Origin of the sequence: Paraburkholderia sp. BCC1885, assembly GCF_900996235.1 — a bacterium.
Taxonomy (GTDB): domain Bacteria; phylum Pseudomonadota; class Gammaproteobacteria; order Burkholderiales; family Burkholderiaceae; genus Paraburkholderia.
The window spans coordinates 121,508-134,058 of the sequence record NZ_CAAJGM010000066.1 but is presented as its reverse complement, the minus strand read 5'-3'; the positions used below and the strand labels follow the sequence as shown (position 1 = coordinate 134,058).

The window sequence follows — 12,551 nt, the reverse complement described above, 5'->3', positions numbered from 1 at the left end:
TACAGCAACGCATATTCAACGGGCCTCAGATCAGCATAGGAGAAGTTGGCGGAAGTCCCAATGACATCGCAGTCAATATGAAGGCTTACTAAAGACGCGCAACCGCATAGTGGGGCGTCATCCGCAAAATTACCGTGTGGCAAGTATTGCTGAATGAATCGCAAGCGGCGCTTGATCGTCTTGTGGATTGATGGATTGGCACTACACTGGTGAACTGGGCGTGCCGGCTGACGGACTCTGCAAATTACGCACCCGGCGCCTGGAATGCGTGACCGTTGGTCTCGGGTTGACTCGAGCCTTTCTCATTCGACAGGAGCAGACCATGCAGACCCACAGCGTTGTGTACGGCGACTTTTCGATTGTCGTGCGCCCGTTGCAGAACGCACTCGGCGCATGGATTGCAGATGTGAGTGTGACACGCGGCGATCAGACCGTGGTCGATACCCGGCCCTTGACGGTGCAGCCTGAATGGTTGACCGAAGAAGAGGCGGTGCGGGACGGTGAAGAATGGGGCCGCCGCTTCATCGATCGTGAGTTCAACACGCATCCATCGGACTCGTGGGTGGCAGACCGCGCGCGTGCGGAAGTGTGGTTCCGCGATACCGGCAAATCGTAGCTCAACGTCGTTTCAGATGGGCCTGAAGCGCGTGTGTGTCGAGCGTCGATAGGCCTTCGCTAATCTGCTCGAAGATCATGCGTCGCGCGTCCGAAACACGCGCGCGCAAGCCAAACGTGTGGCCAGCTCTTTAGCTACTCACAGGAAACAGTGCATCTCCGCGGCGTAGCTAATGCACGATTCATGCGAGGGGATAATGGTGGTCCGCTACCTGGCTGCGAAATCATTGCGGTGACCTCGTGAGCAGACGCCTTGGCGATGCGACACGTCAGGCGCGTGCGATGCCGCGCAGCCTTCATTCAAATTTAACTGTACATAGGCGGGTGATGTACACGAGCCTCCGGGATATGGTTTGTCATGTATAAAAAGGGCGTGGCTTTAGAGATTCAGTTCGCCCCCGAGCGACTCAACGATGCTGCGGGGGATCCTTACTGGATCGATTTAACGCTAAGTGAAGCGCAATCGCTTCTCCAGACCCTGCAAACGCAGTTAGCCGCGAACAGCGCAGGCACGGCTGCGCCGCTGGTCGTGGGTCTCGATGATGCACACGGCGCGGGTGAAACGCGGCGTGCAGATTCATCTGCGCCTATCGCCGTGCAAGATATGCCGCCTGGCGACTTCAAACAGTGGGTGTGTGTAATCTGCGGCTGGATCTACGACGAAGCCGCCGGCGTGCCGGAAGAGGGCATTGCCCCCGGCACTCGCTGGGTGGACGTGCCGGAGGACTGGCGCTGTCCGCTGTGCGATGTTGGCAAAGAGGATTTCGCGCTGGTCGAGTTCTAGGCGAGGTGGGGATGCAGGCGGGAGCGGCCCTGCAAAAATCCGTACAGCGCGCTGACCCACAGGATCGCTCCGGTTGCAAACTCCGTGAGCCACCGCGCCGCGTTGATCCCATCGGGATTGCATGACGCCCACGCATCAAGTCCCGTCGAGAATGCCGCGCAGATAATCGACATAGCGCTCGAAAGCACGCCGTCCCGCCGCGGTCATGGCTACGCGCGTGCGCGGTTTTTTGCCGACAAAATCCTTGGTGATCTCGATGTAGCCGCATTTCTCCAAGGTGGCGAGATGGGCGCCGAGATTGCCCTCAGTGGCGTCGACAATCGTGCGCAGCCGCACGAACTCGATGAGCTCGCGATTCGGCAACGCCTTGAGCGCCGCCATGATCTTGAGGCGGACCGGCTGGTGGATGGTTTCGTCTAGCTGGTCCATTCAGGCAGTCCTCAGCCAGAGACCGGCCAGCATCAGCGAGCCGCCGCCGAGCGCCGCCATCCAGAGAAAAAAGTAAGCGGGAAACAGGTAATAACCGACGAGTGTAAGCGCCGCCATGGCGGCACCGGTGATGGTCAAACGAGCGCCGACCCATACGCCGCTTAGCACGTAGAACAACGCCACGATCAAGGCAATCAGGGCAGCGGATTGCTGACCTGTGACAGGCTGAAATATATTCAGTACGACGATATAAAACGCCAGAATGACAACGATGGAGGCAAGCCAGCGCCATGCACTGCCGTTCGTCGCTGCGTGTTTGCCCCGGCAACCAAGGAAAATACAGCCGCCTACGCCGATCACATCCAGCGTCATCCAGATCCACGAGACGCGCGCGGGAAAGAAATTCGTCAAGCCGAAGCCGATTAGCCAGACCACGCCCCACAGCACCAGCATCGGAGCGAACCGCTGATACCGGTAGAGCTGGCCGCTGCGGTGGCTGACCGCCTCGACTTCACGCAAGGCCTGCGACGCTTGTTCAGAGGAAAGTGTCATGACGACTCCTTCAAAGGTGATTTCAGAGAACTCTATGCGACAGAGTAGAAAATCGCAAGTCGTTTCATTACGTGGTTTCAGACTCAGTCCATCACGGCGACGCAGGGAAATATCGCTGAAAAAACTGCTTCTATTCATCAAGCATAATTGCAAATGAGAATCGTTTGCAATTATGCTTGTTTTGTCTCATCATTAGACGTGCCTCAACGCTTCGACTGATCTGTGCATGCTTCCACTCGTCCTGCCCGTCCTTGCTGAATGCGCCGCCCTCGCCGCGTGGCGAGAGCGCGCGCGTCTCGCGCTGCTTGCTGTAGGGCCTGTGATTCAGATGCACGCGTGCCGCGTCATCTATATGCACCCATCGCACTAAAGAGCCTTTGCATGTCGGTCAATTCCTCAAGCGCAATCGCGGACGAAACGCCGGTGCCGTCCCGTACATCCGTTCTGGAGCATGCGGTGCCTCTCGCGCCCGCCTTCGAGTTCATCCCTCGCAGCCTCACGTATCGGTGCGCGGGTGACGTCGCTTATCCGCAGGACGGGGAGTTGCTGCTGTGGCGCTTTCGCCCGGAATGGCATCTGGTATCGAAGGACGAGGCATACGCGCGCCTTTCCAAAGCCGAACTGGCGCGCGTCAAAAGTCATCCCAATCCGGCGCTTGGCAAGCGTTTCGCCGTGGGCCGCGCGGTGATGCGCGAAATTCTGGCGGAAATGCTCGGCTGTGCGCCGGGTGAGGTCGAACTGAGCGAGGATGAGCGCGGTCAACTACGGCTTGCTCAGGACGATGCGCGGCAACCTGTCGAAATCGCCATCGCTTATGCAGGAATCTGGATCGTGATTGGCGTCAGCACGACCTCAGTCGGACTCGCGACGCGCGTCCCCACACTGCCGGATAACGCGGCGGACGGCCACGCCGATGCATCCAATGCGCCGCGTCGAATGAGGCTCAATGGATCATCGGTCGAGATGCGCAGCCGTGTGCGTCACGACAGTCTCACCAGCGGTGCCGGCAGGCCCTTGCTAAACGCCGATGCATGCGTATTGCAGCAGGATTCGGCCAGCTTTGTGATTGATACGGTTGGCGCGATGCGCTGGCATATCCTCGATCTGCCGATGCCCGGCACCATTTGCGCGGCCGCCGCGGTCGCGCAACCGTTGACGCGGGTTCTCGCGTTCGGTTGGGCGGGCCGCGACGGCCGGGCTATCGCAGGTCGCGCATCGACGGCGGATTTTTGACGCGCAACCGCTAGCCGCGGATCGCTGCTCAATCTATCTAATGTGACGTCCCGTTCGACGAAGCGGGCACTTCCAGCACCTGGGTCACGTGTGCTGGATCGCCCGCAATCGCATCCTCGGTAAAGGGCACGCGGCGCCAGTGTTTGCTGGCGTACTCGCGCGTCGCATCGGCGTAATGCGGTGAAGCGGGGTCGTCCGATTCCGACGAGGCGAGCATCGTGTCCGCTTCGACATCGCCGTGCTCGAACCGCACGACTTGCAGATAACTGTTGCCGTTCGGATTCACGTTCATCGAATCCGCGCCTTTATCGAAAGGATGCAGCGCGCAGGCAGCCGTAAAGTATCCACCCACGCTGCAGCCGCCATAAAGCGGAATGCGTTCGTTATTGCGCTGCACGTAGAGCGCCTCGCTGCGCGGTGCATCGATGGGAATGCCGGCGTTGTGCAAGGCGGCGAGCGCCGCCCGCATCAGCGTCGCGAGTCTGGCGCGGTCGACGGCGATGCCGGCGGGTGTCGTCAATGGGCGTTGCGGATCGAACGGCACGGCATACAACTGTGCGGCGGGGATGTCCTTGAGGCGTTGCCAGAATTCGTCCCACAGGGTGGCGCCGCGTGCATCGGCGTCGGCCGTGTCGTTCCAGGCAGCGAGCACGGTGCAGGCCTTGCGTAGATCGTCGCCGCTATCAGAATCCCCCACGCACAGACGATCGAGCACCGCCTGTTTGAACAGGACCGCCGACATCGAGCGGCTGTCCAGCGCCGCGCGTTGCAGCGCGCTGGAGGAAACGCCTGCGGGATCGGCCTGCAATTCGGCGGCAATCGTGTGACCGAGGCGCGTGCGCAGCGACTGCGCGGTGTCGGTGGTGCCGATCAGATGGGCATAACCCGTGAGCGGTTCGGCGGGATTGGCGAGCCAGAAACTGCCGTTGAAGTTGCCGACATAATCGCGTCGCAAGAGAGCTGGCATTTGCGCGACGGGCAGTGTCTGCGGTTGCACCGAAGCAGACTCGGTGCGCCAGTCGCAATCGCTGCGCGCGCCGTCGAGAACGGGCACGCCGGGAATGAATTGGGCAAAGGCCTTGCCAAGCGCCGTCGTGCAGTTTTGCGCAAGGCTGTCGGGGACATCGGGCACCGCGCCGATATCCGCGTACCACACGCGCGGATCGCCGCGGCCGATGGCGAGCGTATTGACCCACGGTACCGCCGCATTGCGTTTCTGGATGCGAATGAAATCGTCGAGTGAGCGCGCCTGATTCCATTCGAGGAAATTTTCGAAGACGCGGAAATTGTCGGCGTTGACATCGCGCAGTGCGAACGCCTGCTTGTCATTCCACGCCAGTGCGGGCGACTTCGAGCCCAGATTGAGCAACGGACCGAAGCGCGATCGGTACAACGTGCGCGTGACGGCACTCAGCGAACCATCCGCCGCACGCACCTGGACGGTGACGTGCGTCGGCGTCATGGCTTCCACGTGGCCATCGTATTGATACGAAGTGGGCGAGCCTGCCGCCAGGGTCAACTGAAACAGGCCGAAACGCGCAGCAGTGGAGACCGTATGCGTCCATGCCACATCGTGATTGAAGCCGATCATGATGGCCGGAACGCCGAGCAACGACACACCGCTGACGTCCAGCTTGCCGGGAATCGTCAGTTGTGCCTGGTAGAAGCGATCCGGTCCGCTCCAGAACCAATGCGGATTGCCAAGCAGCAGCGCACTGCTGTTGTGAGTCGCGTCCGCACCGAACGCGAGGGCGTTGCTGCCCACGCCTTCGTTGCCGCCGAAATGCGCGAGCGGCGCGACGGACGCCATTGCCACGCCGGACGAAAGCCGCTGCGTGGCCGAAACGACCGAAGCGCCCGAAGCGCCCGAAGCGCCCGAAGCGCCCGAAGCGCCCGAAGCGCCCGAAGCGCCCGAAACCGGTTTCGTGACCGCGCCTGGCGGCTGGGCTGTCGCAATCGCAGCAGCAAACCGCGCCGCGCCGCCTGCGAGATTGGCCGCGTAGAGCCGCCGATAGATATCCGCCGAAGTAATCTTGCCGACCCACGGCGCCGAGCGGCAGGCCGCATGCGCGCCGGCGAATTCGCCGTGAGCGAGTTCGTCCTCGTAGCGGTTGTAGCCGTCCGCGAAACCGTCGATCAGCGCGCGCATCGGCTCGGTCTGGGCGTTGCGGTAGCGCGTGACGGCCGCATCGTCGTCGACGAAGCGAAAGAAGAAATCGGCGTCCAGGTTGGACGGCTGGCCGAAGGTGGCTTCGCCGGCAGGCTTCGCATCCGCGCCGAAAAAGCGCGAGCGCTCGCCCCGGTAGGTCACAAAAGCATCGGCCATCGTGCACAGGTTGTCCTGTGCCTGCACGTAGCCGTATCCGTAGCCGAGACTGCCCCAGTCGTTCGCTTTCAGATGCGGGATGCCCAGGGCGGTGCGGCGGATTTCGACCCGATACGCGGGCGTCGTGGCATCGGCGCGCGGCGGGTTGTCCGCGGAAGGCGCCGTGCAACTGAGCAAGCTGAGAACCAGAGGGAGCCCGAGCAGCAGACGGGCATGGCGGACAAGCAAAGGCAGCAGACGCATGGAGTGGTGTGCCGTGCAGGGAGTGGGGAGGCGTTAGCCGCGAGGAAAGCCGCGTCGATGCCGCAGCTACCGGATGTCTTCAACCGTCCGCGAAAGATGCGCGTCGGTCTTCCGACATAGGTCTCATGATAATGAGAATGATTCTCGATTACAAGTGACCAGTGTATTTCTGTCTCTTCCGGCACTCGCCGCGCCTGTCGGCCCGAGCGCGCCTGCGTCGCTTTAACTCCCCAACGCCGCCAATTGCCTCAAGCGCCGCGCGAGCGCCCTGGAGACGACCTGCGATGCCGCGCCGCTGCCGATGCCGCGCGCGGCTTCACTTTCGCGCAGGAACGCGGCGGTCTCCGCTGCCACGATTTCGCGCTCGTTGTCCGAGGTGATCATGTGGTACGAGTCGTCCAGATAAATCGTGCGCAGGAACGGCGAAGCAATCTTCGACGCCACGTAATGGGCGTTGCGAGGACTGGCCGTTTCGTCGTCGATGGCGTGAATCACCAGGCAGTCCGTAGCGATATGGGCTAGCCTCGTGCGCACGTGTGCCGCCAGCCGGCTCGCCTCGCGCAGCGCGGGCAGCGAAATGGTCGACGGCCCCACCTCGCTGATGCCGTTGCGCTGCATGGCGCGGGCGATCTTGGCGCGCAATGCCTCATTACGGAGTCCGAACGGCGACGCCTCACGATACCGCCAGCGGTTGCGCAGCGGCGTGTAATAGGCCCAGCCGAGCAGAAAGCGGTACTACGGTATCGCCCAGCCGTCGTAGGCAAGCGTAACGGACAAGAGGGTGACCGCATGCGCCGTCGGCCGCCGGTCGACCACCGCGAGCGCCAGCGCCGCGCCCACCGATAGTCCGCAGACCGACACGCGCGCATACCGCTCGGCGAGCGCATCGAATTCGCGCACGGCAGCGTCGATCCATGTGTGCATGTCGCGTTCGCTCGTCCCCGCGCTATAGCCATCCAGTTCGGGCGCAAACGCGGTGAATCCTTCGTTGTTCAAGTGACGCGCAAGAAAGCGCATTTCCAGCGGTGAACTCGACAGGCCGTGCAGCATGAGCACGGCGTGCTCGCCGCCTTCCTGGAGGATGTGTCTGGGTCGGTCCAATGCTTAATCCTCGATTCGCAGGACCAGAAAGTCGCCGGCATGCGTGGTAAAACGCTCGCCGACGCAATCGACGGACTTATAGGAATGCTCACCATTCTTGACCCGCAAACGATGGCTGCCCGGTGAAAGCGTGTTTTGCAGACGTTCGATATCGGCAGGATGCACCGAAGAAAAACGGCTGCCGGGCGCGCTGGTATGCGGCAACGTGTGAGCGCTGTCGGCGGCGTGCTGCGCGTCGGATCGCAACGATGCCTTGCGGTCGAGCGCCTGAATCAGAATGATGGTGTCGTGGTAATGCGGCAAATGGCGCAGCAGCCGGTGCGTTTCATCGATCGTGCGAAGTCGCAGTGCGCGGTTATTGTCCGCACGCAGCAGCATCTCATAGCGCGATTTCGCCACCGATGCGAACAGCTCGGCACGGAATTGCGAACGGCGCAGCCGCTCGATCAGCGAAATGACGAAGATCGTCAGGGACGGGTACGAGATCAGCAGCATGACGTCACTGTGATCGAAGACCGAGAAATTGGCGTAAGGCGGCACGAACAGATAATCGGCGATCACGAGACCGATCAGCATCACGGCTAAAGCCGGCGCCAGGCCAAAAAAATATTCGATGAGCGCGGCGGCAACGCAGAACAATGCTCCAGGCATGGCGGGCCCGACGAATGGGCTGAGTAATATGCGTATCCCGCACGCCAGCGCCAAAGCGAGGCACGCGGCAAGCCAGGCTTGGGGACCGCGCGGCGCCCATCGTGTGGCGTTTTGAATTTTCACAGCAAGGCGCGCTTCTTGGCACGCTCGTTTACAGAACGGGCGCCAATGGTAACGCATTCGATGCCCGGCGGCGGCGATTCTCTAGCACCGCCGTGAAAAAAAAGCTACAGGATAGAGATTTTGTAATGTTTCGTTGTCTTACGGGATCGACAGGTTTGGTTGTACTCAACAATCGACCCGTCGCGCGCCCTTAAAACGTGTACGTCAGCGCGAGCGTGTCGGTGTTTTGCTGAATCCGCCGGGTGATCGGGCTCTGCGCCGCGTTGCCATACAGGCGGGCGAATTTCATCTCGGCGGTGACGATCAACGATTTAGTGAGCAGATAATCCGCTTCGACCGTGACGTAGCCGGTCGCCGCGCCGCCATGTGCGTCATAGACCGGCAAGCCCGAAGCCGTGCTTTGCGCTTGCGTCACGCCGAAAAACGTTTGTTGATAGGTCCCGTTTGTCCACGTGACGCCCGGCCCGGCGGTTAGATACAACTTTTTGCCGACCGGCAGCGTGACGGAGGCATTGCTATCCACTACCAGCCCTTCGCGATTTCCGGCGATGTCCTGAGCCGCGGAAGTCGAGAGCGTCAGTGCCGATAAGGTGTAGTTGAGAAACGCCTTGGCGCGCGCAGTGGCTGGTACGTTTTGCAGCCCGCGCAGATGCGTGTCGTCACTGGTCTCGCGTTCGGTGAAGTCGTATTGAAGCGCGAGGCCCGCGCTCCAGTTGGCGTTATTGACGAAATACACGCCGAACAGCATGTCTTCTTTGGCGAAGAAGCGATTCTTGTATTCGATGTCGAACGCCGGAAACGGTCGGAGCCGCATGAAGTTCGCGCCCGGATAGGCCGGTTCCCACTGTGCTTCGGCGCCGGCAGTGACGGTCCAGTCCGGCGCCGGCGCGGCCGTGGTCGCGGCCTGCTGCGCGAACGACGAAACAGGCGCCAGCAAGCCGGCCAGCGCGATCAGGCCGGCGCCGAGTGGGGGAGACGAAAACATATTGCCAGTTCGGAGGAGGAAGATGTTCGAGGCGGGACGGTGCGGTTTGAACGCGCGGGTCCTCTGTTTCAAGCCTCGTTTAGTAGCCCGGACGACGCCTGGAAGACCGGGCGGGCGTGATTATGAGGGATATGCAACGAACCTGCACGCGTTGCCGAAAGCAAACGGGCCGCGTGTTGCGCGGCCCGCGTTTTCCAGGCGCAGCGGCCTGGACCCACAAGCTGGCTTAGAACTGGTGACGCAGGCCCACCGTCACGGCCACCTGGGTTCCCGTCGAGGACGGCGACAAGGTATTGATCGTCGCATCGCCGAGGACCGAATCCGCGCCCGCGCCATGCACGTGCTGATACACGCCTTCAATGTAGACGTCGGTCCGCTTGCTTAGCGTGTAATCGGTTTGCAGGGTGAACTCGTTCCATTCCGGCGATGCGCTGGCGCCGCCATTGCCATACGAACCGTCCGTGAACGTGTAGGCGCCGGCGAGGCTCAGGCTCGGCGTCAGCGAGTAGCGCGCGTTCACTTCGTAGTTGTCGAGCCGCAGGCCGCCGCCCACGGGCACATAACCGTCGCCGCCGGCAAATACGTTAGACATGTTGTCGATTTGCGAGTGGGTCCACAGCAGGCCCACCGTTGCCGGGCCGAACGCGTAATTGCCGCCGGCGCCCCAGATGCGCTGACGTTGCGCGACGAAGTCGGCGCTGCCGTCGTCGAGCGCCACTGCCCCGTTCGGATTCGTGCCGCTCACACCGCCGCCGGCATTGTTAAGTTGCAGATAGCCCGCAGCCAGGTTCAGCGGGCCGCGCGCGTAGGTTGCGCCGAAGCCGTAGGCGCGGTTGTTCGAGAAGCCGCCCGCCTTGTTGCTGAACGCGTACATGCCCTCCACGGTGAAGCCGCCATAGGTGTTGCTGGTGTACTTCACCGCGTTGTTGATGCTCATCGAGTCCGCGGCGAGATTATCGTTATTGAACGGATGCGCGGACAGGTTGCCGCCGTAGCTGCTGCCGGCCGAGGAGATTGGGCCGAGCACGTCGTTGACGGTATCGAACTGGCGGCCGAACAGCGCGGTGCCGAACTGGTCCGTCTGCAGCCCGACATAGGCCTGCTCGCCGAACGCATCGCCCGCATTGAAGAGGCTGCCGTTATTCAGGTTGAAACCGTTTTCGAGCTTGAAGATGGCATGCAGGCCACCACCCAGGTCTTCCGAACCCTTCAAACCGTATACGGTATTCTCGGTGGCCGCGCTGGTTTCTTGCCAGCTGTTATGACCGCCCTGGTTATTTGCAAACACGAGACCCGTATCGATCACGCCATACAGGGTGACGCTGCTTTGCGCGTGCGCCGACAATGCAAATGCGCCTGACAGCGCGAATGCCAGCAAAGACTTGTTCATGCTTTTGAACTCCATGTGACGGGAGACGCGATGCTACGGGTTCGGAAATAAAAACGTTGTATAAAGTGAAGTCCCCGCTTAATCCGCATTGAAGCCTGGCTTGACGCCCGCATTGATGCTGCGCATTGCGGCCACCGTTCGCGCTAAAAGCAGCGGGCAAACTGGCCATTAACGTCGTTGGTACAACAATCTGTTCACTTTCGATGCGCTATTCAGCGCACGGGTCCCCTCCTAGAATCGGTTTCTCGGTCCTGTTCGTCTCCGTGTGGACGAACTGCCCTCAAGACGCCAGCACAATCGACGATGACGACAGTTCTTCCGCTTAAGCAGCGCTACAGCGCGACCGCCATGAGCCTTCACTGGCTGATCGCATTGCTGATCGTGTCCGGCTTTTATCTGGGCTGGATCATGACCGACATCCCCGGCTTCACGCCCACCAAGCTCAAGTACTTTTCGTGGCACAAGTGGATTGGCGTGACCGTGTTCGCGCTCGCGGTGATTCGTCTCGCCTGGCGTCTGACACATCGCGCGCCGGCATTGCCGCCGGGCATGGCGCCGCTGCAGAAGCTCGCGGCGGAAGTAGTGCACGTGATCCTGTACGTGCTGATGTTCGCGATTCCGGCCTCCGGCTATCTGTACAGTTCGGCTGCCGGCATCCAGGTGGTCTATCTGGGCCTCGTGCCGCTGCCGACGCTCATCGGGCCGGACACTGCGTTGAAGGTCGTGCTGAAGACCATCCACATCTGGCTGAACTACACTTTGCTGGCGCTGGTCACCGCGCATGTGCTGGCGGCGGTGAAGCATCAGCTGATCGATCGCGACGGCTTATTGGCACGCATGATCCCTTTTCTCAAGTAGCCCCAGGCTCAAGACAGTCGAGACCGATATGAAAACTCCTTTCCTCCGCTGGATGCTGGCCGTGACGGCGGCAAGCTCGCTCTTCATCGGCGCGGCGCATGCGCAGGTCGATACGTCGAAGAGCACCGTGATTGCGACTTCGAAGCAGATGAACGTGCCTGTCGACGGGACGTTCAGGAAGTTCACGGCGCAACTCAACTTCGATCCGGCCAAGCCGGCGGCAGGCAGCGCCAAACTGTCGATCGACACCGCGAGCTACGACCTTGGCGACGCGAGCTACAACGATCAGGTGCGCGGCAAGGAATGGTTCGACGCCGCGCAGTTTCCGAACGCGACCTTCGTTTCGAGCGCGATTGCGCCGGCGGGCGGCAATCAGTTCAAGGTGAGCGGCACGCTGACCATCAAGGGCAAGTCGCAGAACGTTACGGTGCCGGTCACCGTCACCCAGCAAGGTACGACCCAGAGCTTCGACGGCACCTTGCCGATCAAACGCAGCCAGTTCGATATCGGCACGGGCGAATGGAAGGACACGTCGGTGGTTGCCGACGAGGTGGTCATCAAGTTTCATATCGTAGTAGCCAGGAAATAAGCAGTACAACTGACAACCCATCTGGAGAATTACTTTGAAAAAGCAACTTTTGGCTGTGGCAGTCGCGGCTCTCGCAGCCGGCGCATCGTTTGGCGCAATGGCCGCTGAAACGACTTACACGCTCGACCCGACCCACACCTCGCCGAGCTTCGAGGCCGACCACTTCGGCGGAGTTTCGATCTGGCGCGGCAAGTTCACCAAAGCCACCGGCACGGTGACGATCGATCGTGAAGCGAAGACGGGCTCGCTGGAAGCAACCATCGACATGACTTCGGTCGATATCGGCAACGACACGCTCGACACGGAATTGAAGAGCCCGAAGTTCTTCGACGCCGCGCAGTTCCCGACGGCGGTCTACAAGGGTACGTCGATGAAGTTCAAGGGTGACGTGCCGGTCGAAGTGATCGGCGAATTGACGCTGCATGGCGTGACGAAGCCGCTGAACCTGAAGATCGAGTCGTTCAAGTGCTTCCAGAACCCGATGCTCAAGCGCGAAGTGTGCGGCACGGAATCGACGGCGACGTTCGACCGTTCGGACTTCGGCGTCGACTTCGGCAAGACGTATGGCTTCAAGATGGCAACCGTTCTGCACATCCAGGCAGAAGGTGTAAAGCAGTAAGCGAGAATGAGCCGCTGCGTTGCGCGGGCGGCTTTACCTTGCTGGTTTGAAGG

At 61.2% G+C, this 12,551-nt stretch carries 12 protein-coding genes and 1 pseudogene; 6 read left to right on the top strand and 7 right to left on the bottom strand.

Annotated features, from left to right (window positions below):
• The first annotated feature begins 322 nt into the window (after positions 1-322).
• Together FQ755_RS05775 and FQ755_RS38530 are read left to right on the top strand one after the other, a co-directional pair.
• A complete protein-coding gene (locus FQ755_RS05775; protein ID WP_144151961.1) occupies positions 323-616 on the top strand; it encodes a DUF6566 family protein in 294 nt (97 codons plus the stop codon).
• 357 nt (positions 617-973) lie between these two features.
• Positions 974-1,399, top strand: coding sequence for a rubredoxin (locus tag FQ755_RS38530; RefSeq protein WP_144151958.1), 426 nt, complete (start codon positions 974-976; stop codon positions 1,397-1,399).
• 135 nt (positions 1,400-1,534) lie between these two features.
• Here FQ755_RS38530 and FQ755_RS05765 read toward each other — a convergent pair whose 3' ends face one another.
• A complete protein-coding gene (locus FQ755_RS05765) occupies positions 1,535-1,828 on the bottom strand; it encodes a winged helix-turn-helix domain-containing protein (protein WP_144151953.1) in 294 nt (97 codons plus the stop codon).
• Positions 1,829-2,518 carry a hypothetical protein gene (locus FQ755_RS05760; protein ID WP_144151950.1) on the bottom strand — a complete coding sequence of 230 codons (690 nt, stop codon included), beginning with the start codon at positions 2,516-2,518 and terminating at the stop codon, positions 1,829-1,831.
• Positions 2,519-2,761: 243 nt separating this feature from the next.
• Between FQ755_RS05760 and FQ755_RS05755 the strand changes: the two genes are divergently transcribed.
• Complete coding sequence (locus FQ755_RS05755) at positions 2,762-3,613, top strand: hypothetical protein (protein WP_144151947.1); 852 nt, start codon at positions 2,762-2,764, stop codon at positions 3,611-3,613.
• A gap of 37 nt (positions 3,614-3,650) precedes the next feature.
• On the opposite strand, the gene FQ755_RS05750 is transcribed toward FQ755_RS05755, so the two are convergent.
• The 5 genes and pseudogenes from FQ755_RS05750 to FQ755_RS05730 all read right to left on the bottom strand — a co-directional run bounded on the left by FQ755_RS05750 (position 3,651) and on the right by FQ755_RS05730 (position 10,432).
• On the bottom strand, positions 3,651-6,182 hold the full coding sequence (locus FQ755_RS05750; protein WP_144151929.1) for a penicillin acylase family protein: 2,532 nt from the start codon (positions 6,180-6,182) through the stop codon (positions 3,651-3,653).
• Between the two features lie 222 nt (positions 6,183-6,404).
• Positions 6,405-7,232: pseudogene (locus FQ755_RS05745) on the bottom strand (alpha/beta hydrolase).
• 54 nt (positions 7,233-7,286) lie between these two features.
• A complete protein-coding gene (locus FQ755_RS05740) occupies positions 7,287-8,057 on the bottom strand; it encodes a DUF4118 domain-containing protein (RefSeq protein ID WP_144151926.1) in 771 nt (256 codons plus the stop codon).
• 190 nt (positions 8,058-8,247) lie between these two features.
• Entirely contained in the window at positions 8,248-9,042 is a 795-nt protein-coding gene (locus FQ755_RS05735) for a MipA/OmpV family protein (RefSeq protein ID WP_144151923.1), read from the bottom strand.
• A 226-nt stretch (positions 9,043-9,268) separates the two neighbouring features.
• Positions 9,269-10,432 (bottom strand): porin, encoded by a 1,164-nt coding sequence (locus tag FQ755_RS05730; protein ID WP_144151920.1) that lies wholly within the window; start codon positions 10,430-10,432, stop codon positions 9,269-9,271.
• Between the two features lie 303 nt (positions 10,433-10,735).
• Here FQ755_RS05730 and FQ755_RS05725 point away from each other — a divergent pair, with 303 nt between their 5' ends.
• Genes FQ755_RS05725 through FQ755_RS05715 form a run of 3 tightly spaced genes read left to right on the top strand, consistent with a single transcriptional unit; the run spans position 10,736 to position 12,498 of the window.
• Positions 10,736-11,290, top strand: a complete 555-nt coding sequence (locus tag FQ755_RS05725; RefSeq protein WP_144151917.1) for a cytochrome b — start codon at positions 10,736-10,738, stop codon at positions 11,288-11,290.
• Between the two features lie 28 nt (positions 11,291-11,318).
• Positions 11,319-11,879 (top strand): YceI family protein, encoded by a 561-nt coding sequence (locus FQ755_RS05720; RefSeq protein ID WP_144151914.1) that lies wholly within the window; start codon positions 11,319-11,321, stop codon positions 11,877-11,879.
• A gap of 34 nt (positions 11,880-11,913) precedes the next feature.
• Positions 11,914-12,498, top strand: a complete 585-nt coding sequence (locus tag FQ755_RS05715) for a YceI family protein (protein ID WP_144151911.1) — start codon at positions 11,914-11,916, stop codon at positions 12,496-12,498.
• Positions 12,499-12,551 lie beyond the last annotated feature (53 nt).

Bases quoted from the DNA above. Each gene is read 5' to 3' on its own strand.
- FQ755_RS05735 (WP_144151923.1), bottom strand. From the start codon at position 9,042: ATGTTTTCGTCTCCCCCACTCGGCGCCGGCCTGATCGCGCTGGCCGGC.
- FQ755_RS38530 (WP_144151958.1), top strand. From the start codon at position 974: ATGTATAAAAAGGGCGTGGCTTTAGAGATTCAGTTCGCCCCCGAGCGA.
- FQ755_RS05765 (WP_144151953.1), bottom strand. From the start codon at position 1,828: ATGGACCAGCTAGACGAAACCATCCACCAGCCGGTCCGCCTCAAGATC.
- FQ755_RS05760 (WP_144151950.1), bottom strand. From the start codon at position 2,518: ATGAATAGAAGCAGTTTTTTCAGCGATATTTCCCTGCGTCGCCGTGAT.
- FQ755_RS05720 (WP_144151914.1), top strand. From the start codon at position 11,319: ATGAAAACTCCTTTCCTCCGCTGGATGCTGGCCGTGACGGCGGCAAGC.
- FQ755_RS05730 (WP_144151920.1), bottom strand. From the start codon at position 10,432: ATGAACAAGTCTTTGCTGGCATTCGCGCTGTCAGGCGCATTTGCATTG.
- FQ755_RS05755 (WP_144151947.1), top strand. From the start codon at position 2,762: ATGTCGGTCAATTCCTCAAGCGCAATCGCGGACGAAACGCCGGTGCCG.
- FQ755_RS05775 (WP_144151961.1), top strand. From the start codon at position 323: ATGCAGACCCACAGCGTTGTGTACGGCGACTTTTCGATTGTCGTGCGC.
- FQ755_RS05725 (WP_144151917.1), top strand. From the start codon at position 10,736: ATGACGACAGTTCTTCCGCTTAAGCAGCGCTACAGCGCGACCGCCATG.
- FQ755_RS05750 (WP_144151929.1), bottom strand. From the start codon at position 6,182: ATGCGTCTGCTGCCTTTGCTTGTCCGCCATGCCCGTCTGCTGCTCGGG.